This window comes from Streptomyces sp. SCL15-4, assembly GCF_033366695.1.
Taxonomy (GTDB): domain Bacteria; phylum Actinomycetota; class Actinomycetes; order Streptomycetales; family Streptomycetaceae; genus Streptomyces.
The window spans coordinates 904,621-925,850 of sequence record NZ_JAOBTQ010000001.1 but is presented as its reverse complement, the minus strand read 5'-3'; the positions used below and the strand labels follow the sequence as shown (position 1 = coordinate 925,850).

General features: G+C 72.5%; 19 protein-coding genes. 7 read left to right on the top strand and 12 right to left on the bottom strand.

From position 1 onward, the window contains the following. Positions 1-20 precede the first annotated feature (20 nt). Complete coding sequence (gene bla, locus SCK26_RS03865; protein WP_318199828.1) at positions 21-989, top strand: class A beta-lactamase; 969 nt, start codon at positions 21-23, stop codon at positions 987-989. A 197-nt stretch (positions 990-1,186) separates the two neighbouring features. Next, positions 1,187-2,755, top strand: coding sequence for a carbohydrate-binding protein (locus SCK26_RS03860; protein ID WP_318199827.1), 1,569 nt, complete (start codon positions 1,187-1,189; stop codon positions 2,753-2,755). 64 nt (positions 2,756-2,819) lie between these two features. On the opposite strand, the gene SCK26_RS03855 is transcribed toward SCK26_RS03860, so the two are convergent. The 4 genes from SCK26_RS03855 to SCK26_RS03840 form a co-directional block, all read right to left on the bottom strand. Continuing rightward, on the bottom strand, positions 2,820-4,820 hold the full coding sequence (locus tag SCK26_RS03855; RefSeq protein ID WP_318199826.1) for a non-reducing end alpha-L-arabinofuranosidase family hydrolase: 2,001 nt from the start codon (positions 4,818-4,820) through the stop codon (positions 2,820-2,822). 186 nt (positions 4,821-5,006) lie between these two features. After that, the gene (locus tag SCK26_RS03850; RefSeq protein WP_318199825.1) at positions 5,007-5,735 is read right to left on the bottom strand and encodes a hypothetical protein; all 729 of its coding nucleotides are present in this window, start codon (positions 5,733-5,735) and stop codon (positions 5,007-5,009) included. A 117-nt stretch (positions 5,736-5,852) separates the two neighbouring features. Then, positions 5,853-7,439, bottom strand: coding sequence for an amidohydrolase (locus tag SCK26_RS03845; RefSeq protein WP_318199824.1), 1,587 nt, complete (start codon positions 7,437-7,439; stop codon positions 5,853-5,855). 26 nt (positions 7,440-7,465) lie between these two features. Continuing rightward, entirely contained in the window at positions 7,466-8,926 is a 1,461-nt protein-coding gene (locus tag SCK26_RS03840) for an APC family permease (RefSeq protein ID WP_318199823.1), read from the bottom strand. Positions 8,927-9,145: 219 nt separating this feature from the next. Between SCK26_RS03840 and SCK26_RS03835 the strand changes: the two genes are divergently transcribed. The 4 genes from SCK26_RS03835 (at position 9,146) to SCK26_RS03820 (ending at position 11,935) form a co-directional block, all read left to right on the top strand. Continuing rightward, complete coding sequence (locus SCK26_RS03835; protein ID WP_318199822.1) at positions 9,146-9,754, top strand: TetR/AcrR family transcriptional regulator; 609 nt, start codon at positions 9,146-9,148, stop codon at positions 9,752-9,754. A gap of 655 nt (positions 9,755-10,409) precedes the next feature. Beyond that, a complete protein-coding gene (locus SCK26_RS03830) occupies positions 10,410-10,718 on the top strand; it encodes a hypothetical protein (protein WP_318199821.1) in 309 nt (102 codons plus the stop codon). A gap of 63 nt (positions 10,719-10,781) precedes the next feature. Beyond that, entirely contained in the window at positions 10,782-10,964 is a 183-nt protein-coding gene (locus SCK26_RS03825; protein ID WP_318199820.1) for a hypothetical protein, read from the top strand. A gap of 80 nt (positions 10,965-11,044) precedes the next feature. Continuing rightward, complete coding sequence (locus SCK26_RS03820; protein WP_318199819.1) at positions 11,045-11,935, top strand: SDR family oxidoreductase; 891 nt, start codon at positions 11,045-11,047, stop codon at positions 11,933-11,935. Positions 11,936-11,945: 10 nt separating this feature from the next. On the opposite strand, the gene SCK26_RS03815 is transcribed toward SCK26_RS03820, so the two are convergent. The 6 genes from SCK26_RS03815 to SCK26_RS03790 form a co-directional block, all read right to left on the bottom strand. After that, positions 11,946-12,953: a phosphotransferase gene (locus SCK26_RS03815; protein WP_318199818.1), complete on the bottom strand. Its 1,008-nt coding sequence runs from the start codon at positions 12,951-12,953 to the stop codon at positions 11,946-11,948. A gap of 66 nt (positions 12,954-13,019) precedes the next feature. Further along, the gene (locus SCK26_RS03810; protein ID WP_318199817.1) at positions 13,020-13,865 is read right to left on the bottom strand and encodes a carbohydrate ABC transporter permease; all 846 of its coding nucleotides are present in this window, start codon (positions 13,863-13,865) and stop codon (positions 13,020-13,022) included. Continuing rightward, positions 13,862-14,884: a carbohydrate ABC transporter permease gene (locus tag SCK26_RS03805; protein WP_412080701.1), complete on the bottom strand. Its 1,023-nt coding sequence runs from the start codon at positions 14,882-14,884 to the stop codon at positions 13,862-13,864. Before SCK26_RS03805 ends, SCK26_RS03810 begins: the two co-directional genes overlap by 4 nt. After that, positions 14,881-16,179 (bottom strand): extracellular solute-binding protein, encoded by a 1,299-nt coding sequence (locus tag SCK26_RS03800; protein WP_318199815.1) that lies wholly within the window; start codon positions 16,177-16,179, stop codon positions 14,881-14,883. The genes SCK26_RS03805 and SCK26_RS03800 overlap by 4 nt, the downstream gene beginning before the upstream one ends. 171 nt (positions 16,180-16,350) lie before the next feature. Then, on the bottom strand, positions 16,351-17,127 hold the full coding sequence (locus tag SCK26_RS03795) for a polysaccharide deacetylase family protein (RefSeq protein ID WP_318199814.1): 777 nt from the start codon (positions 17,125-17,127) through the stop codon (positions 16,351-16,353). Positions 17,128-17,563: 436 nt separating this feature from the next. Next, positions 17,564-17,719 (bottom strand): DUF6131 family protein, encoded by a 156-nt coding sequence (locus SCK26_RS03790; RefSeq protein WP_318199813.1) that lies wholly within the window; start codon positions 17,717-17,719, stop codon positions 17,564-17,566. Between the two features lie 353 nt (positions 17,720-18,072). Here SCK26_RS03790 and SCK26_RS03785 point away from each other — a divergent pair, with 353 nt between their 5' ends. Continuing rightward, on the top strand, positions 18,073-18,945 hold the full coding sequence (locus SCK26_RS03785) for an SGNH/GDSL hydrolase family protein (protein ID WP_318199812.1): 873 nt from the start codon (positions 18,073-18,075) through the stop codon (positions 18,943-18,945). A gap of 76 nt (positions 18,946-19,021) precedes the next feature. Here SCK26_RS03785 and SCK26_RS03780 read toward each other — a convergent pair whose 3' ends face one another. Further along, positions 19,022-20,482 (bottom strand): oxygenase MpaB family protein, encoded by a 1,461-nt coding sequence (locus SCK26_RS03780; protein ID WP_412080700.1) that lies wholly within the window; start codon positions 20,480-20,482, stop codon positions 19,022-19,024. Beyond that, positions 20,479-21,168, bottom strand: coding sequence for a polyprenyl diphosphate synthase (uppS, locus tag SCK26_RS03775; protein WP_412080831.1), 690 nt, complete (start codon positions 21,166-21,168; stop codon positions 20,479-20,481). The genes SCK26_RS03780 and uppS overlap by 4 nt, the downstream gene beginning before the upstream one ends. Between the last annotated feature and the right edge of the window lie 62 nt (positions 21,169-21,230).

Genomic DNA, 21,230 nt, shown 5'->3' with positions numbered 1-21,230 from the left:
CTCCCGGGAGGACTACGCCCATGACCAGTACGCCCTTGACCAGGACGACCACGCCCGGCGCGACCGCCGCCGACGGCCCCGCCCCGCTGCCGCGCCGCCGTCTGCTGCGGGCCGGCCTCGCCCTCACCGGCGCCGCCGTGGCCGCGCCGGCGGTGTCCGCGACCACCGCGTCCGCCGCCCCGGACAGCGCCACGCGCGCCGCACAGGCCGAACTGGCCGAACTGGAGCGCCGCTACGGCGCCCGGCTCGGCGTCCACGCGCGCAACGTCCGCACCGGACGGACCGTGTCCCACCGGGCGCGGGAGCGGTTCGCGATGTGCTCGGCGTTCAAGGCGTTCGCCGCGGCGGCGGTGCTGCGCGACCACGGCGACCGCGCTCCGCTGGACCGGGTGGTGCACTACCCGCCCCGTGACATCCTGCCCAACTCGCCGCGCACCGAGGAGAATCTGGCGACCGGCATGACGGTGGCCGCCGTGTGCGCGGCGGCGATCCAGTACAGCGACAACGCGGCCGGCAACCTGCTGCTCCGGGAACTCGGCGGCCCGGCCGGGCTCACCCGCTTCTTCCGGTCGCTCGGCGACCAGGTGAGCCGGCTCGACCGGTGGGAGCCGGAGCTGAACACCGCGCTGCCCGGAGACCTCCGGGACACCACGACGCCGGAGGCGATCACCGGGAGCCTCGCGCGCCTCACCCTGGGCCGGGCGCTGGCCGCCGCCGACCGCGAACGGCTCGTGGGCTGGCTGAAGGGCAACACCACCAGCACCGACCGGTTCCGCAAGGGGCTGCCGGCCGCCTGGGTCGTGGCGGACAAGACCGGGACCGGGGACTACGCGACCGCCAACGACATCGGCGTGGCCTGGACGACCCGGGGGACACCGGTGGTGCTGGCCGTGCTGTCCGACAAGAGCGCCCCGAACGCTCCCGTGGACCAGGCGCTGATCGCCGACGCGGCGGCCGTGGTCGCCCGCGTCCTCGCCCCCGGCGAGTGACTCACCCCGATTCAGTTATGTGAATACAAAACATGTACACGGTCATTGACGTGTGCATGACTGCTCCCTACCGTCGGGAAGGTCCAGAGGGAAAGCGCTTTCCGGTCATGCCTACCATGCCATGACCGGCCGCCGTGTTCACCCCTCTGGACCGCTCGCATCCGCACAGCCGAGTCAACCCGCAGGGAGACAAGCCGATGCAACTGAGATCAGCCATCGCGTGCGCCGGACTGCTGACCGGTGCGCTCGTCGCGCTGTCCGGCACCACGGCCCAGGCCGTGACCACCCGGTACGAGGCCGAGAGCGCGCCCGCGGTCTGCACCGGGACCGTCGACTCCGACTGGACCGGCTACTCCGGCAGCGGATTCTGCAACGCCACCAACTCCACGAGCGGCTACGTCCAGTTCACCGTGAACGCGGCGAGCGCGGGCACCGCGACCCTGAACATCCGCTACGCCAACGGCTCGGCCACCGCCCGGCCGGCCGCCGTCGCGGTCAACGGCACGACGGCCGCCACCGCCTCCTTCGAGGCCACCGGCGCCTGGACCACCTGGGTGACCAAGACGCTCACCGTGCCGGTCAAGGCGGGCTCCAACACCGTCCGCCTCACCCCGACCACCGCCGACGGCCTGCCCAACCTCGACTACCTCGACGCCGACGTGGCCACGGCGGCGACCGGCGGCGTGCTCTACGTCTCGCCGGCCGGCACCGACGGCGCGGCCGGCACGGAGTCGGCCCCGACCACGCTCACCTCGGCCCTCGGCCGGATCACTCCCGGCGGCACGATCTACCTGCGCGGCGGGACGTACAAGCAGTCCTCCACCGTCACCATCCCGGCCGGCAGCGACGGCACCGCCGCCGCCCGCACCACCCTCTCCGCCTACCCTGGCGAGAAGCCGGTCCTCGACTTCTCGGCGCAGACGGAGAGTCCGTCCAACCGGGGCATCCAGCTGTTCGGCAACTACTGGCGGCTGTACGGCCTCACCGTCCAGCACGCCGGTGACAACGGCATCTACGTCGGCGGCAGCAACAACGTCGTCGAGCGCGTCGTGACCGCCTACAACCGGGACACCGGGCTCCAGCTCGGCCGCATCGCCTCCACCACTCCCAGCTCCCAGTGGCCGTCGAACAACCTGATCGTCAGCTCCGAGTCGCACGACAACGCCGACTCCGACGGCGAGGACGCCGACGGCTTCGCCGCGAAGCTGACCACCGGCACCGGGAACGTCTTCCGCTACGACGTCTCACACCACAACATCGACGACGGCTGGGACCTGTACACCAAGACGGAGACCGGTCCCATCGGCCCGGTGACCATCGAGTACTCCCTCGCCTACGGCAACGGCACGCTGAGCGACGGCACGGTCAACTCCAACGGCGACCGCAACGGCTACAAGCTCGGCGGCGACGACATCGCGGTCAACCACGTCGTCCAGCACAGCATCGCCTACAAGAACGGCCACCACGGGTTCACCTACAACAGCAACCCGGGCACCATGACGATCTCCAACAACGTCGGCATCGACAACGCCGAGCGCAACTTCTCGTTCGACAAGGGCACGTCGGTGTTCCGCAACGACACCTCCTGCCGCTTCGCCGTCAGCGGCTCCAACGACAAGACGGTCGGGAGCACCGACGGCTCCGACCAGTTCTGGACCGGCTCCAACGGCTCGCGCTGCTCCTCCTACGCGGGCGCCCTCGGCTGGTCCTTCGCCTCCGACGGCCGCCTCGCGGTGACGTTCGGCGGCAGTGTGGTCAACCCGTAGGCAGGGTACGGCGGACGGCACGAACGCGGGACGCCGCACACGGCGGCGTCCCGCTTCCGGCCGTTCAGCAGCGGGAGTCGGTCTGGGTGAGCAGGCCGAGCCGCCACGGCAGGCTGTTGTAGTCACCGCCCGCGTCCGGAGCCATCCCCTGGTACAGGTACCGGAGCCCGCACGCGGGGATGGTGAGCGTCTGGTCGTAGCCGGCGCGGATCATCTCGCCGTGGCTGATGTCCTTCGTCCAGGCGCCCGACGGGAAGGCCACGTTGCTCGCCCGGGCGAACGGATTGCTCTCGGAATCGGCCAGCGGGGACCAGGAGCCGGCCAGGCCGGAGGAGGTCCAGGAGCGGAAGTAGCGCCGTCCGTCGGAGCCGATCGCCTCCACCAGCATCAGGTACTGCTTGCCGCCCTGCACCTTGTAGATGTTGCTCGCCTCGAACAAGGCGTACCGGTTGGAGTCCTGGGCCGCGATGACGGTGTTGGTGAAGCCGTTCGGGAACTGGCCGACGGTGGTCTGCGAGCGGTAGAGGTGCCCGTTGTCGTCGGAGGAGAACAGGTAGCAGTTGGCCTTGTCGCAGATCACCCACATGTCGACCCAGTAGCCGTTGCCGATGTTCTGCTTGATGATGTCGGGCATGTCGGAGTAGAAGTCGCGCGGCGCGCTCCAGCCGTCCGGGTCGGAGATGTCCTTGTTGGTGGAGTACGACGCGTTGCCCGTCTGGTAGACGAGGTACCACAGCTTCTGCGGCGCGTAGTAGAACACCTGGGGCGCGGCCCGGTAGCCGCTGCCGATGGCCGTGCGGTCCAGGTAGTGGTGGGTGGCCGAGCCCGCCTGTGACCAGTCCTTGAAACTCAGGTAGACGAGGTTGTAGCCGGAGGCGCTGGCCACGCTCGCGAACACGTGGTACTTGCCCTTGTAGCGGACGACGGACGGGTCCTTGATGCCGGCGATGTCGTGCGTCGCGTCGGACTTGGGCGCGATCAGCTGCTCGCTGGACGACCAGGTGAAGCTCGACGGCAGCGTCTTGTGCCCGGCCGGCGCGGCGGCCGTGGAGCCGAGTGCGCCGAGCACCGCGCCGTACGCGGCCTTCTTGTTGCCCGCGCCGTCGAACAGCAGCGGACTCTCCCCGCTGCGCCAGGAGTCGCTGTCCCGGATGCCCCACACGGTGATGCCGGTACAGCGGGCGACGTTCCTGCACGCCGCGACCGTATCGGCGTACGCGGTGGCCGGTGCCTGCGCGATGTCCAGCTCGGTGATCTGCACGTCCACGCCGAGGGCGGCGAAGTTCGCCAGCGTGCTCCGGAAGCTCGCCGGCGGGCCGGAGGTGCCGAAGTGGCTCTGGAAGCCGACGCAGTCGATCGGCACGCCACGGGACTTGAAGTCGCGCACCATGCGGTACACGGCCTGGGTCTTGGCGTCCGACCAGTTCTCGATGTTGTAGTCGTTGTAGCAGAGCTTGGCCCCGGGGTCGGCCGCGCGGGCGGTGCGGAAGGCGTCCTCGATATAGCCGTCGCCGAGGACGTTCTGGAAGACGGAGGCCCGGCGCGCTCCGCTGCCGCCGTCGGCGAACGCCTCGTTCACCACGTCCCAGGCGTAGACCTTGCCTTTGAAGTGGGCGGCCTCGGTGGTGATGTGGTTGCGCATCACGGTGCGCAGCGTGGCGGCGTCGCCGATCGCGCCGACCCAGGCGGGCAGTTGGGAGTGCCAGACCAGGGTGTGGCCCCGGACGCGCTGCCCGTGCGCGACGGCGTGGCCGACGATCTGGTCGGCGGCGGTGAAGGTGAAGGAGCCCCGGGAGCGTTCCGTGGCGTCCCACTTCATCTCGTTCTCGGGCGTGACCGCGTTGAACTCGCGGTCCAGGATCGTGCTGTACGTGCCGTCGCCGAGCTTTCCGGCGGCCACCGCGGCGCCGAAGTACCGCCCGGACTGGGCGGCCTGGGCGCCGAGGGTGCTCGCCTGTACCGGCGTGGGCCGGGCGTCGGCCGTGCCGGTCACGGCGAGGGTGGCGGCGGCGAACGCGCCCACGAGGGCGGTCAGGCGCCTGCCTGACCACGGGGGACGTTTCATGGTTCTCCTCGTACGGTCGATCGTTGCGGGTGGCGTCATGCACCTGACATATCGAGATGCCGTCTATCTGTTCGGTATCACGAACATTGGTCGGCTTCCCGGATGCTCTGGATGATAAGAGGGGGTGGTGGGCCGTCAATACCCCTCGCATCATTCGAAGTTGGCAACGAAACGTTTCGGAGGTGGTCAGCCGACCCGGTCGCCCGGACGGACCGGGTGCGCCTCCAGGTCCGCCGATGCCAGCAGGTCGGCGATCAGCTCCGGCGAGCCGCCGACGTAGGTGCTGACCAGATCCACGTCCCCGCCCAGCACCCATGCCCGGTCCTGCGGCCACCACAGGTCGGGAAGCTCGGCGAACTCGTCCGGTGTCACCGGGGAGACGGCGTCGGCCAGCCGGCCGGCCAGCAGGACCTCCTCCCGGCCCGGCGTCCCGAACGTCGGGAACCGGCCCCAGTCCCAGTGGCCGTATCCGTGCCAGAGGCCGAACCAGCACCGCTCGGGGGTGCCGGTGTGCCGGGCCAGCACGGGCAGCAGCGCCTCGGCGACCTCGGGCGGGGTCGGGCCCTCGGCGGGATGCTCGTCCCACACGCCGGGCAACCCCATGCCGGATCGGTTGACGTAGTCCGGGTCCGCTCCGATGACCTCGTGCCAGCGGACGTCCGGCGTCACCCGGGTCCCGTGCGCGGCCGCCACCGCCGCCCAGCGCACCGGCCGCTCGTCCAGCCGGGCCGGGTGCAGGATGCGGGCGTACGCCGCGAAGCCCGGCGCGGCGATGCCCGCCACCGTGCCGAAGGCGCCCTGGCCGGGGCCGTCTTCCGTGAGCCAGTCGGCGGCGGAGAGGTCGTCCGCCCGCACCCGCAGGCGTCCGTACCACTCGGGGGCGGGAGGCTGGTCGACCAGGGGGAAGTCGTTCACTCGTCCAGTGTGCCGCAGACGGGCCGGGAGCAGGGCCGCGGCCCGGCGAGCGGCCGGGCCGGACCGACGGCCGCGACGGCGGTCCGGCCGGTACCGCAAGGACCCGGCCGGCCGTTCCTACCGGCCTCCTCCGGCCGGCCCCTGGTGCGTCACCTGTCCGCCGGTCACCGTCAACACCACCGGAGCGTCGGTGAGTTCGTCGCCGGGCGCGTGCACGGGGTCGACGGCCAGCGCGGTCAGGTCGGCGCGGAAGCCGGGCGCGATCCGCCCGGCGACGGCGGACTCCCCGGCGGCCGCCGCCGCATGGCTGGTGCAGCCCTCCAGCGCCTGCGCCGCGGTGAGCCCCGGCCGGTGCGCGGCGGCGCCCCTGGGCCGGCGGGCCGTCGCCAGCACCGCCCGCACGTCGTAGTGCGCGATCGGCCAGTCCGAGCCGAGGGCGACCGTGGCCCCGGCCTCCCGCAGGTCCCGCAGCCGCCAGGCGCGCGCGGCCCGGTCGCCGCCCAGCCGGCGCGACCACTCGTCGGTGCCGTCGTCACGCGTGTAACCGGTGTGCGGCGGCTGCAGAGAGGCCGCGACGCCCAACTCGACGAAGCGCGGCAGGAGTTCGTCGGGCGCGGTCTCGATGTGCTCGATCCGGTGCGCGCCGTGCCCGCCCGGCCCCAGCGAGGCCACCGTGTCCAGGACGTGCCGGACGGCCGCGTCCCCGATGGCGTGCGTGGCGGTGCGCACCCCGGCCGCGTGCAGAACGCGGACCGCCTCGGCGTACGCGTGCGGGTCCGGCCAGAACGCCTCGGTGCCCTGGCCGTGGCAGTCGGGGTGCTCCAGCCAGGCCGTGCCGCCCTCCACGGTGCCGTCCATGAAGAACTTGACCCCGCCGACCACCCAGTGCCGGCCGCCCCGGCCCTGCGCCTCGATCAGCTCCCGCAGGGCGTCCGCGTCCGCGCCCGGCATGCACCACGGCGCGAACCGCAGCCGCACCGGCAGCACCGACTCCCGGGCCACCGCGTCCACCAGGTCCAGGTCCCCGCCGTCCATCACATGGGCGCCGGTCAGCCCGGTCGCGGCCATGGCGGACAGCAACTCCAGCAGCCGGGCCCGCCGTTCGCCGAACGAGGGCCGGGGCAGGACGGCGGCGACCAGGTCCATCGCCGCGTGCTCGACCAGATGCCCGGTGGGCCGGCCCGAGGCGTCGCACACCACCTGGGCGCGCTGGTCGAAGGCGCGCGGCCCGCTCACCCCGGCGGCGGCCAGCGCGGGGCCGTTGGCGAGGGCGGAGTGGCCGTCGTACAGGCGCAGGAAGGCCGGCGTGCCACCCAGCACGTCCGCCACCAGCTCGTGGTGGACCGGGCGGCCCTGGAACGCGTTGTGGTCCAGTCCGTAGCCGACCACCCAGCCCTCGATCCGCTCGGCCCGGGCGAGCGCCGCGCGCAGTCCGGCCAGGTCCGTGACGCCGGACAGATCGGTGCCGGTCGCCATGTCCAGGCCCCACACCGGATGGCTGTGCGCGTCGGTCAGGCCCGGCACCACGTGCGCGCCGTGCAGATCGACGACCTCGGTGCCGGGGCCGCGCCAGTCCCGGACGTCGTCCGCCGTCCCCGCGGCGGCGATCAGCCCGTCGCGCAGGGCGACGGCCGTGGCGGTGGGACGGGCCGGGTCGAGGGTGCGGATCCGGGCGCCGGTGAGGACGAGATCGGCAGCGGGCATGCCGGGAACTCCCATGCTGAAGAGGGTCATTCGGTGGGTTCGGTGCCGAACGTGGCGTACACGCGCGGCCGGTTGCGGCGCAGCCACCACGCCAGCGGCAGGCCGAGCGCGAAGACGACGGGCGCCGCGGCGACGAGCACGACGTTCACGGCCAGGGGCGCGGAGGTGAACAGGTCGATGTGGGTGACCACCAGCACGATCGCGGTCGTCAGCAAGGCGGCGGCGAGAAGTGGCGCCACCACCGTGCGCACCCGGCCCTCGGCATGCCCCGTCCGCCGGAAGTAGCGGAACACGGCGACCGCGGCCAGCAGTTGGAGCAGCAGCAGACCGATCATTCCCGGGGTGTTCACCCACAGCAGGAGCTGCTGGTACGGGTCGGCGCCGGCGGCCCGGAAAGCGAGGACGACCACGGCGCCGAGGACGGTCTGCGCCAGGCCCGCGAGGTACGGGGAGCGGTGCCGGGGGTGGACGCGGCCGAGCCGGCGGGGCAGTACGCCCTCCTCGGCCAGGGCGAGCACGTAGCGGTTGATGGCGTTGTGGAAGGCGAGCAGCGAGGCGATGACGCTGGTGACGATGAAGACGTGCATCAGCCCGGCCGCCCAGCCGCCCACATAGGTGGTGATCGCGGTGAAGAAGAGCCCGGCCGGGTCCTGCCCCGCGGCCCGGACGACCCGGTCGTCGCCGAACGCCTGGACGGCGATCCACACGACGAACGCGTAGAACAGGCCGAGGAAGCCGACGGCCGCGTAGGTGGCGCGCGGGACCGTGCGCGCGGGGTCACGGGCCTCGCGGCGGTAGATGACCGTCGACTCGAAGCCGGTGAACGCGGCGAACGCGAAGGCGAGCACGGCCGCCGTGCCCGGCACGAACACATGGGCCGGGGCGAACGAGGCCAGGGAGAGTCCGTGCGCGCCGCCCCGCACCAGCACCCCGCCCGCGAGCAGCACGAGTATCCCGGTCTCGGCCACCAGCAGCACCCCGAGGACCTTGGCGCCGAAGTCGATCGAGCGGTAACCGCCGTAGCCGATCAGGACGAGGCCGGCCAGGGACACCGGCAGCCAGGGCACGTCGGTGCCGGACAGGGTGTGCAGGGTGTCACGGGTGGTGGTGGCGAGGAGACCGTAGACACCGATCTCCATGCCGTTGTAGCCGACCAGGGCGAGCAGGGCGGCGCCGACCCCGGCCGGGCGGCCGAGACCCCGGGTGATGTACGCGTAGAACGCGCCGCCGCTGGTGACATGGCGGCTCATGGTGGTGAAGCCGACGGCGAAGACGGCGAGGGTCAGCCCGGCCAGCAGATAGCCGACCGGCGCGCCCACGCCGCCCAGCAGGATGGCGAGCGGCGCGACTCCGGCCATCACGGTCAGCGGCGCGGCGGCGGAGACGACGAAGAAGGCGATGTCGGCCGTGCCGAGGGTGCCGGACCGGAGGCCGGGCGCGTCGGACGGCGCGTCCTCCTCCGGGAGTTCGGTGGTGCTCACGGACATGCGGGAGGCCCTTCTGACAGCGGAGGGGAGGGGGTCCCGGTGGTGGGGCAGCCGGGTTCGCGGGCGCCGGCGGGCACGGCCGAGTGGGCCGTCCGCGCCGGCGTCTCACGGGAGCACGAGGGGATGGCGGCGCCCGGAGCCGTAAACCTAAAGCCTTTCGGTTTCCGCAATGTAACCTGCCGTTGGGCATCCGGGAAGACCTCAGGGGGAACGCTGACCATGGGACGGCCGCGCACACCGCTCCTCGACCGCGAGCGCATCACCACCACCGCGCTCCGGCTCATCGACGAGACCGGCGACTTCACCGTGCCGCGGATCGCCCGCGGGCTCGGCGTACAGACCGGCTCGGTGTACCACCACGTGGACGGCCGCGACGGCATAGTGGAGCTGCTGCGCGAGCACGTCTGCGCAGCCATCGACCCGGCCACCCTGGACCTGACCCCGTGGGACGCGGCCATGGAGGCGTGGGCGCGTTCCTACCGGGCCGCGTTCGCCGCCCACCCGCGGGTGATCCCGCTGCTCATGACCTCGCCCGTCCGCGCGCCCCGCGTCCTCGCCCAGTACGAACGCGCGGTGGGCCTCCTGCTCGCGGCCGGCTTCGACCCGGCCGGGATCATGCCGCTGATCGTCGCCCTGGAGAACCTGGTGCTGGGCTCGGCCCTCGACCTGGCCGCCCCCGAGGCCATGTGGGAACTGGCCGACGGCACTCCCACCCCGCGCCTCGCCGAGGCCCTCGCGGCGGCGGGCGACGGCCGCGCCGACCGCGCTTTCGAGGTGGGACTGACGGCGTTCCTGAACCACGCGCGGGCCCTGCGGGAGAGCCGGTAGCGGCAGACCGGCGGGACGCGCTCGGCCGACGGCCCGGGGCCTTCCTCTCCTGGCCGGCTGATGGTGTCGGGCCGTTCCTCCGGCACCGGACGGTGCGCACGGAGACGCCGAGGCACCGGCCGGCGCCCTCGACCGTCAGCCCGGAGACCGGTAGCTGCGGGAACCGCCGGTCGCCGGCGTCGGCACCGTGGGCGGTCCGCCGGTCGGAGACGAGCATCCGGGGCGGCGGCACCGGGACTCGTCCGGGCCAGGCGCGGGCCGGGGCGCACCGGCGGCTCGCGCTGTGGATGCCGTGCCTGCCGGTGACGGCCGCGCCACCGCCGACGGCGCCGCTGCGCCATGGAGCGCCGTGTGCGGCCGCGGCCCCTTGTCCACGCGCCGGCCGAGCAACCTCCCGCACCCGCGCTTCCCGCCTTCCCGGCCGGCCCACCCAACGCCTGTACGCCGTCGGCCGGAGCAGCCGGTCTCTCCCGGTGGGCGGCCCGGCCTGAAGCCGCCGGACAGCTCGCTGCCGGCGCGAAGCCCTTCCGGCGGCACCGGCCGGGCGGCAAGGTGGTGTTCACCAGGACGACGGCGGGCCCCAGACCCGGACGCACACGGGACCCGCCCGCCCTCCGCCCGACCGCCAGACCCGCCCGAGACCCGAGGGAACCCCATGTCGCGCAGCACCCTCCGCCGCGCCGCCGCGCTGTCGGGCCTCGCCACCGTCCCCGCCCGGGCGAGCGAGCACACGGACATGGCGGCCCTCGCCAAGGGACAGAACGGCAACGGCCCCCGTGCGGGCGGTGGTTACGACAACGGGCTGAACCAGAACAACAGCTGCGACGGTCCGATGGTCGCCGGCGACTTCGGCGGCGACGGCAGGAGCGACATCGGCGTGCTCTACGGCTACGGCCGCCAGGACCGACCGGCACGGGCGCGGCTGTACGAGTTTCCCAGTACCGGCAGTAACATGATCACCTAGTTCCGGGTGTACCAGTCAGTCAACTAGGCGCCGTCCGCGGACGCGCCCTGCCCGGAGAAGTCGATGTCATCTGTCAACGACGCGTTGGAAAACGCGCGCTTCACCTACGAGCAGCACATGAACACGTGCCGTCAGTGTCACGCCGACGCCGCGCCCTGCGCCGTGGCCAAGCACCTGCTGCGCCTCTACAACCTCGCCCGCCGGGACGCCATGCGCGCCGCCGGCCCGGACGCGCCGGGCGCCTGACCGGCGGAAAAGCCTTTTAACCCGCCGCGAGGCGGGAACCCGGTCGCCTGTCCCGTCCTCGAAAGACACAGGAGGCCACTGTGACGGACCAGCACGGTGACCGGCCCGATCCGGTCACCCAGCACGCCCGCCCCGACTTCCCCTCCCAGGAGCAGCCCCACCCGGGCTGGACCGGCCCCATGGACCCTCCGCCCGATCACGGCGAGGAGTCCTATCGGGGCTCCGGCCGGCTCGACGGCCGTGCGGCCGTGATCACGGGAGGGGACTCCGGGATCGGGCGGGCGGTGGCGCTCGCCTTCGCCCGCGAGGGCGCCGACGTGCTCTTCACGCATCTCGACGAGGAGGCGGACGAGGCGCGCGAGACCGCCCGGCTGGTCGAGGACGCGGGACGCAAGGCGGTCGCCGTGTCCTGCGACATCAGGGACGAGGACAACTGCCGCGCCCTGATCGCGCGGGCGGTCGACGAGTTCGGCCGCATCGACGTCCTGGTCAACAACGCCGCCTACCAGATGGCCCAGCCGGACGGCATCGAGGCGATCAGCACCGAGCAGTTCGACCGGGTGATGCGGACGAACCTGTACGGCATGTTCTGGCTGACCAAGTTCGCCCTGCCGCACATCCCGGCCGGCGGCTCCGTCATCAACACCACGTCCGTACAGGCGTACCAGCCGAGCCCGCCCCTGCTGGACTACGCGATGACCAAGGGTGCCATCGTCACGTTCACCCATGGGCTGGCCCAGATGGTCGCCGAGCGCGGCATCCGGGTCAACGCGGTCGCGCCGGGCCCGGTGTGGACGCCGCTGATCCCCGCGACCATGCCCGACACCGCCGAGTTCGGCAAGCAGAGCCCGCTCGGCCGCCCGGCCCAGCCCGCCGAGCTGGCCCCCGCCTACGTCTACCTCGCCTCGCCGCAGGCGAGCTACATCACCGGCGAGGTCCTCAACGCGACCGGCGGCACCCCGCTGCCCTGACCGGGAGTGGTCAGCCCGCGAAAGGCGGTTCGTTCAGCAGTTCCCGCAGCCACGCGGCGCCCTCCGCCGTTCCCGGCGCGGTACCGGGAGCGGCGGGGAACATGCGGCCCCAGGAGGCGGCCCGGCCCAGTGCGCTCAGCCGCCAGGCCAGGTGCGCCGCGCGCCGCAGCCGGGCCGTCGTGCGGCCGTTGCCCGTCCACGGCTCCAGATAGGCGTCGAGCAGCCGGGGCAGCACCTCGGGGCCGTAGTGGTCGCGGGCCCGTTCGGCGGGCACGCGCAGGCTGCAGAACGGGTGGGTGACGGCGGCGTCGCCCCAGTCGAAGAAGGTGAACCGGCCCGGTGCCGGGCGGAGCAGCTGACCGTCGTGCAGATCGGCGTGGTCGAGGGTGTCCGGGATGCCGACGGCGGCCAGTTCGGCGCACCAGTCGGCGAGCCGGGGCCGCAGGGCCGTCAGCCGGGCGCGGTCGTCCGGGCCCAGCGCGGGGTTCGCGGTGAGCAGCCGGTCGAACACCTCGGGCAGGTCCGCGGTCCGCGCGGAGGGCACTCCCAGGTGCACGATCTCGGCGGCGTGCGCCACCAGTTCGTGCTGCATGCCGGCGTACTGGCCCAGCAGTGACTCCCACTCGCGCGGGTCGACCGGCTCGCGCTCGAGCACGGTCCGGAACAGCTGCCCGCCGTCCGGCAGCAGCGACCAGCCGCGCCCGGCGTCGACGGCCAGGGGCTCGAGCACCTGGTCCGGCACCCAGCGGGCCAGGGCGGCGGTCAGCGGGCCCTCGAACGCGGCACTTTGCGGATTCGCCTTGAACCAGACGGCCCGCTGTCCGGTGACCGGCACCCGGACGAGCACCGACCACGGCCGCAGCCGCACGCGGAGCGGGCCGTCCACGCCGAGCCCGCGCTCGGCGAGGTGCCCGTCCACCCAGTCCCGCACCGCCGCCCGCCACGGCTCCCGCTCCCACGGAGTCACCGCGTCCGGATAGGCACCACGGTCCACGACCGCCATAACATCGTCTCGCATCACCCCATCCCACCAGCGCGGATGACGGCGTGGCCAGCGATTTTCCCGGCGGCCGGCGGGCGCGGGTCAGTCCTTCACCGCCCCGCCCAGGCCCGACACCAGCCGCCGCTGGACCAGCACGAAGAAGACCAGGACCGGGATCGTCATCACCGTGGACGCCGCCATGACGCCGCCCCAGTCCGGATCGTCGGGTTTGTAGAAGACCAGGAGCGCCATCGGCAGGGTCGACTGCGACGTGTCGCTGATGATGAAGGACTTGGCGAACAGGAAGTCGTTCCAGGCGGAGATGAAGGAGAACACGCTCGTGGCCACCAGGCCCGGCAGGACGAGCGGGAGCAGGATCCGCCACAGGAACCGGGCGCGGCTCGCGCCGTCGAGATACGCGGCCTCCTCCAGTGACTCCGGGACGGCCCGTACGAACCCCCGCAGCATCCACACCGCGAACGGCAGCGAGAAGGCGATGTGCGGCAGGATCAGCGAACCCAGCGTGTTCAGCAGGCCGAAGTCCCGCATCAGGAAGAACAACGGGATGGCCAGTGCCTCCACCGGCACCATCTGGGCCACCAGGAACATGATCAGCAGGGTGGTCCGGAAGCGGAACCGGAAACGCGTCACGGCGGTCGCGGCGAGGAACGCGATCAGCGCGGACGCGAGGACGACACTGCCCGCGACGAGGAGGCTGTTGACGAAGTACCGGCCGAAGTCGTGCTGCTGGAACACGCGCCGGAAGGAGTCCAGGGTGGGGGAGGACGTCCAGGGCCGCGGCTCGGTGGACTCGATCTCGCCGGCCGGTCTGAGGGCGCCGAGCACCATCCAGTACAGGGGGAAGGCGACGACCGCGGCGACGAGGAGCGCGCTCGCCTCGGCGGCCAGCCGCCAGGGACGCCGTACCCGAAGGCGTAGAAGGGTCACAGTTCCTCCCCTTGGCGCCTGAGCAGCCGCAGATACCCGAGCGTGACGGCCAGCAGGAGCAGCAGCATCACGACGCCGATGGCCGAACCGAGGCTGTACTGCGAGGACGCGAACGCCTTCTGGTAGGCGTAGACGTTCAGGACCAGGTTCTGGCCGGCGATGCCTCCGCCGCCCGTCATAACGTAGATCTGGGTGAACACCTTGAAGTCCCAGATCACCGACTGGACGGTGACGATGCCGAGGATCGGCCGGAGCATCGGCGCCAGCACCGAGCGCCAGATCCGCCACTGCGAGGCGCCGTCCAGTGCGGCGGCCTCCAGCACCTCGCCGGGTACGGCGCGGATGCCGGCGTAGACGGTGATCATCACGAACGGGAAGGAACACCACACGACTTCGAGCAGCACCAGCAGGAACGCGCTGTAGCGGCCGTACGTCCAGGAGAAGTCGCCGAGCCCGAGGAGGCGGTTGACCGGTCCGAAGTCGGGGTCGAAGAGGAACAGCCAGACCGTGGAGCCGGTGATCGTCGGCGTCGCCCACGCCCCGAGCGCGGCCAGCAGCAGGGCGAGCCGGGGGAGCGCGCGGACACGGGTGAGCAGGACGGCGAGCGCGCAGCCCACCGCCAGGGTGCCTGCCACACAGGCCGCCGCGAAGCCGACCGTCGCCAGCAGCACCTGCCCGAACTGGTCGTCGGCGAACAGGTCGGTGTAGTTGGCCAGGCCCCGGAAGCGGCTCGGTTCGCCGCCGCTGACCTGGGCCTGGGTGTACTCCAGGAACGAGATCAGCCCGAGCTGGTAGACGGGGTAGACCAGTAGTCCGCCGAGGACGACGAGGGCGGGCGCGAGATAGAGCCAGGGGGTCCAGCCGCCGCGCGGGCCGGGCCCGCGGCGGTGTCCGGAGGACGGGAGGGTTGTCCGCGCGCCGGTCCGGGCCCGCCTCGCGCTCCGCGTACGGTCGCGCGCTGCGGCGGCCACCGCCGCGGCCCCTTCCGGCGCGGGTGCCGCGTCCGTCGTCCGCCTCATCCCGCGGACCCGAACGCGTCGTCCATCTTCTTCGCCGCGTCCGCCGAGGCGTCCGCCACGTCCTTCCGGCCGCTGACGATCTCCTGGAACATGGTCGGCAGCACCAGCGAGGAGTCGATCTGCGCCCAGGCGGGCGTGACCGGTACGAACTTGGTGCCGGCGGCGAGCGTGTCCACGAACGGCTTCACGAACGGCTCCTTGGCGGCGGCCTGTTCGCGTACGTCCGTGAAGGTCGGCAGGAAGCCCATCGCGTCGAAGAGCCGCCCTTGTGTCTTCTTCGAGGCGAGCCGCTTCATCAGGTCCACGGCGAGCGTGCGGTGCGACGTGCTCTTCAGCACACCGATGTTGTTGCCGCCCGCGAACGCCGGCGCGATCGAGCCGGCCCTGACTCCGGGCAGCGGCACCACCGCGTACTTCCCCTTCGCCTTCCCGGCGTCCACGGCGGCGTGGCTGAAGTCCCCGCCGATCGCCATGGCGGCCTTGCCCGCGGCGAACGCGGTCACCGTGTCGTTGCCGGTCATGCTCGCGCACTTGGCGGCGGGACAGTTGTCGTCGCCGAAGAGGGAGGTGTACGCCTCGATGCCCTTGCGGGCGGCCGGGCCGGCGAGCGCGGAGGCGTACGCACCGCTCTTCTCGGTGGCCAGGTCACCGCCGTTGGCCCACAGGAACGGCAGCGCGCCGTAGGTGTAGGCGCCTCCGACGGCGAGGCCGTACAGATCGGGGCGCTCGGCGCGGACCCGCTTCGCGGTGGAGAGCAGCTCGGCCTGTGTTCGCGGTACGCGCAGCCCGAGTTCGCGGAACACGTCGGTGCGGTAGTACAGCGCCCGGATGCCGACGAAGTACGGCGCCCCGTACACCTTGCCGTCCACGGTGACCGACCGCCGGGCCGTGGGGTCGGTGTCCCGGGACTCGTTCCAGGCGGCGAACTCCCGCGTGACGTCGGCGAGTCCGCCGTCCTTCACATATCCGGCGGTGTCGGTGTTGCCGTACTCGATGACGTCCGGCGCGGACTTCGGGTCGTTGAAGGCGGCCTTGACCCGCTGGGCGCGGGTCTCGACCGGGATGTACTCGACGGTGACGTCGGCGCCTTGGTGCGCCTTCTCGAAATCGGCGAGGACCGCGTCGACGACGCGTTGCTTGGGCTGGTTGTCGACCTCCTGGAAGAGCCAGACCCGCAGGGTGCCGGTCTTCTCGTCCTTGCCGGAGGAGGAGGTGCCGGAGGTCTGGGGAGCGCAGGCGGTGGCCAGGGCGGCGGCGAGCGCGGTGAACCCGGCGAGACGGACGGACAGCTTCATGTACTGCTCCTCCGATGAGGCGTTGCAACATGCGCAATGATGGTTTCGCTGTGCACAACGCCTCGGAGGCTAAAGGCTGCGTTCACACGCCCACAAGAGGTCTCCACCACTCTGTGACCACCCGGCGCACCCCGTGCAACGCCCAAGCGGACAAAGCGCCCGGAAGGTGCGTCAGCGCACCGGGAAGCCGAAGGAGTAGCCCTGCTCCTTCAGCCACGGCAGCAGGGTGCGCAGCGCCACCACCGTCTGCGAGCGGTCGCCGCCCGCGTCGTGGAAGAGGATCGTGGGGCCGTTGGCCAGCTGGCCCTTGACGGTCGCGATGATCGCCTCGCTGCCCGGCCGCTCGAAGTCCTTGGAGTCGACGTTCCAGCCCAGGGGCCGCATCCCGTGCGAGGCCGCCAGCTTCCGGCTGTACGGCGTGAAGGCCCCGCCCGGCGCCCGGTAGTACAGCGGCCGCACCCCGCCCGACGCCTTGGTGATCTGCCGCTCCGCGTCGAGGATCTGCCGCGCCTGGTAGGACTCGGACTTGTGGTCCATGGCCGTGTCGTGCGTCACCGTGTGGTCGCACAGCCGGTGACCGGCGGCCACCACCTGGCGCACCAGGTCGGGGTGGGCCTCCGCCTGGGGGCCGACCATGCAGAAGGTCGCCTTCACGCCGTTGTCCCGCAGCAGCCCGAGCACCTGCGGGGTCCAGACCGGGTCCGGGCCGTCGTCGATGGTGATGTTGACCGCGTGCGCGCCGCCGTCCGACGCGTGGACTATGGACGGGGACACGGGCGCCGCCGCCTTCGGCGCGGCGGGCCGGGCGGAGGCGTCCGCTGCGGCCGGCCCGCCGCCGCTCTGCCCGGCCTGCGCCGTCCACACCGAGGTGACGGCGGCCACCGCCGTCACTCCGACCGCCGCCGCGATCACCCGGCCGTACCAACCCCGTCCGCCATGCCGTGCCATGTCCGCCCCGCCCCTGGTGTGTCCGTTGTGCCGATCGGTTTCCGTGCACCTGGCAGGACGGCGGGAAACGATCACGGGATCCGTCTGTTACGGATCGCGGACAATTCCGAGGCGCTTTGGCGACAGTGGCCCGCCGCGACGGTTGGTGAGCGGGCGTACTCATGTGGGACGAGGGGCGGTGCGTCGTTCCGGAACGCGCGCCGGGCGGCCGGCGGCAGGACCGGGAGCCCGGCCGAACGGCTCGACGGGTGCGGCGGCGCTCAGGGGTGCCCTATCGGCGGCACCCGCGACGGCTCCGCCCGTGGCCGGCCCGGCGGCACCCGCGCCGGAAAACGGCTTCCGGACGGCTTCCGGCGCACCCCTGGAAAGGGATGCGCCGGAAGAAGGGTCCGCGTGGGTGTCGGACCGGCCGCGGTACCGGTGGTGCCGGCCGCGGCTACCAGTAGTGCCGGCGGCCGCCGACCGCGTGGCCCATGGACCCCAGAATCCACAGGATGGCTCCCACCACCAGCAGGATGATGCCGATAGTCCACAGGATCGAGATCCCTGTGACGAAGCCGATGATGAGCAGGATGATGCCGAGGGCGATCATGGCGTGCCTCCAGCGGGTAGTGGTGCTCCTGTGCACCGAGTGCCCACGATCCGGCCGTTATCGCACGCGACGGCCAAAAATCTTCGCATAACGGGATGATTGGCACCGAATGCTGCGGCGGCGCGACGGACCGGGACGGTCCGTGTTTCAAAAGTTCGGTCCGCAATGTTGCTTTCTGGTTGCGGCGGCCTCACATTACCTATCGGTAGAACTCTTCGGTAATCCCTATGCCCTCGTGCGCCGCCCTCGCACGCCCTCCGCCGGAACAGCGCCATCCCGTTCCCGCGTTCCGGCACGCCCGCGGCACCGGCCGCCCAGTGTGTGCCGTGTCCCTCCCCGGAAGGGAGAATGTCATGCTCATGCCATCCATGCGCCGTGTCCTCACCGCGACGTCCGCGGCCCTCGGTGCCCTGGCCCTGGGACTCGCCGCGGTCCCCGCCCAGGCCGGCACGTCCCTGGACTACGCCGCCCTCGGGGACAGCTACAGCGCCGCGTCCGGTGTGCTGCCCGTCGACCTCGGCAGCCCGCTCTGTCTCCGGTCCACCGCGAACTACCCCCACGCCGTCGCCGCCCGGACCGGCGCCCGGCTGACGGACGTCACCTGCGGCGCCGCCCAGACCAAGCACTTCACCGAGTCCCAGTACCCCGGCGTCGCCCCGCAGGCCGACGCCGTCACCGCGGACACCGACCTGGTGACGCTGACCATCGGCGGCAACGACAACGGCACCTTCATCAACGCCGTGACCTCCTGCGGCGCCGCGGGCGTCTTCAGCGGCGGCAAGGGCAGCCCGTGCAAGGACAAGTACGGCACGTCCTTCGACGACGAGATCGACGCCAAGACCTACCCGGCGCTGAAGGCCGCGCTCGGCGCCGTCCGCGCCAAGGCCCCCAACGCCCGCGTGGCCGTGCTCGGCTACACGTGGATCACGCCCGCGACCGCCGACCCGTCCTGCTTCGTCAAGCTGCCCATCGCCGCCGGCGACGTGCCCTACCTGCACTCCCTCCAGGCCCACCTCAACACCGTGGTCCAGCGCGCCGCCGAGGAGTCCGGAGCCACCTACGTGGACTTCGCCGAGGCCTCCGCCGGGCACGACGCCTGCCAGCCGGCCGGGACCCGCTGGATCGAGCCGCTGTTGTTCGGGCAGAACATCGTCCCGGTCCACCCCAACGCCCTCGGCGAGCGGCGCATGGCCGACCGCACCCTGAGCGTCCTCGGCCTCGGCTGACCGGGCACCGCCACGTTCCGCCGCCGTCCACGGCCGTCCCGGCCCGCCGAGCGTCCCCGGCGGCCGGGGCCGCGGGTCAGGCCTCGGCGAGCAGCGGGTCGTACGGCGTCGAGCGGGCACGGCCCGACATGAAGGACAGGAAGTCCCGGACGAACGCCCCGCGCGCATAGCTGCCGCCGGTGTCGGCCGGATCGCGGTGGAAGCCCCGGCGGAACAGCGCCCGGTACTCCTGCGCGTCGATGCGCTGGTCGCCGTCGGCGTCGGTGACGTCGAAGAGGACCTCGGCGACCCTGATCAGGGCGGGACCGGCGAGCGACGGCACGGCCTCGGCGTACTCCCGGCGGCTGACCCGGCCGTCGCCGTCGGTGTCGAGAGCCGTCTGCAGCTCCCGCCACCAGTCGGCGAACGCGTCGTAGAGCCGGGTCTCCGCCGGTTCGTCCAGGTCGAGACGGCCGGCGATCTCCCGGGCCATCGCCGCGAGGTCGGGCCAGTCCACATAGCCGTCCCCGGTCTGGTCCAGCACCGTGGCGAAGAACTCCTCCGCGCCGCGCCGGAGACCGGTGTCCGCGCCCGGCTCAGGCTCCGGCGGCAGCGGTGTGATCAGCCGGACCAGGGCCCCGGCCCGCCGCATCCGGTCCCGCAGCGCCCGCAGCGTCCGGGCCCGGGGGTCGTCGCTGTCGGGGGAGAGGGCGAGCAGGTCCAGCACCGACTCGGTGCGCAGCAGTCCCTCCGGGAGGAACCGGGCGAGGCCGGCGCCCAGATAGGCGCTCTGCATCAGCGTCTGGGCGCCGGGCAGCTCGGGCAGGCCCGCCCGCCGGCGGAACGGCTCCGGCAGGGACGCCACCGTGACCACGCCGATGAGCGGCCCGACGAGCGCCCGGCCGGCCGCCCACACCGTGGGCAGACCGTGCAGCAGCGGCGGCGCGGGCAGATGGTCGAAGAGCCGGTAGAGGATGATGCGCATCGCCTCCGTGTGCTCCACCTCCTCCTCCACCACCCGTTCGTAGTACGGCCAGAACTCGTGGACCGTGGGCGGAAGATGCCGGGCATCGCCGTCCAGGGTGGCCAGATAGCCCCGGAACTCGCCGTACAGCTCCTCGATGGCCTCCTGCTCCAGCGGCTGCCCGCTGAACCGGCACATGGTGACGCTGCTCTCGAAGAGGGTCGCCACCACCCAGGCGCGCACCGCCGGGTCCATCGCGTCGTAGGGCCGGCCGTGCGCGTCGGTGCCGCTCAGCCGGGCGTGCATCCGGTTGAGCCGCGCCGCCTCCTTGCGCCGTACCTCCTCGTCGTCGCCGGACATGCGCCGCAGGCTCGTGACCGTGTTGCGCAGCCGCCGCCACGGGTGGGTCACGAATGTCGAGTTGTCGGCCAGGGCGGCGCCGATCTGCGGGTGCGCGGCCTCCAGCACGGTCGCCCGGATGATGGCCAGCGCCCAGCGCGGATCGTTGAAGAAGCCGCGGAACCGGCTGCCCAGGCCGAAGGGCCGGTCGGCGCCGGTGGTGGGCTGGGGCTCGTCGGCGCCCGTCTCGGTCACGGTCGTCGTTCTCCGTTCGCGTTCGGCCGTACGCCGCCGAAGCGGCGATCGCGCTGCTGATAGGTGTGCAGACACTCCAGGAAGTGCGGTGCGCGGAAGTCGGGCCACAGGACCGGCGGGAAGATCCATTCCGCGTAGGCGACCTGCCAGAGCATGAAGTTGGAGATGCGCTGCTCGCCGGAGGTCCGGATGACGAGGTCCACATCGGGCGTGTCCGGGAAGGGCAGGTGGGCGGCGAAGCACCGCTCGTCCACGGCCTCGGCCGGCACTCCGCTGCGGATCAGCGACCGTGCCGCCGCCACGATGTCCCGCCGCCCGCCGTGATCGAACGCCACGGTCAGCGTCATGCCCCGGTTCCCGTCGGTCAGGGTCGTCAGATCGGCGAAGTCCCGGGCCAGCGGCGCGGGGATGCGCGGATCCGACACACCGAGGAACCGGCAGCGGATCCCGCGCGCGTGCAGCAGCGGGGCGTGCTTGCGCACCACCCGGCGGACCAGCCGCATCAGGAAGTCGACCTCGGTGCCGGGCCGTTGCCAGTTCTCCGTGGAGAACGCGTACAGGCTCAGCCACTCCACCCCGGCCGAGCGGGCCGCCTCGATGACGTCGATCACCGTCGTCTCGGCCGCGCGGTGCCCGGAGGTACGCGGCAGCGAACGCCGGGCGGCCCAGCGCCCGTTGCCGTCCATCACGCAGGCCACGTGCCGAGGCACTCCCCGGCGCGCCCGCTCCGGAACCGGGCCGGAGGCGG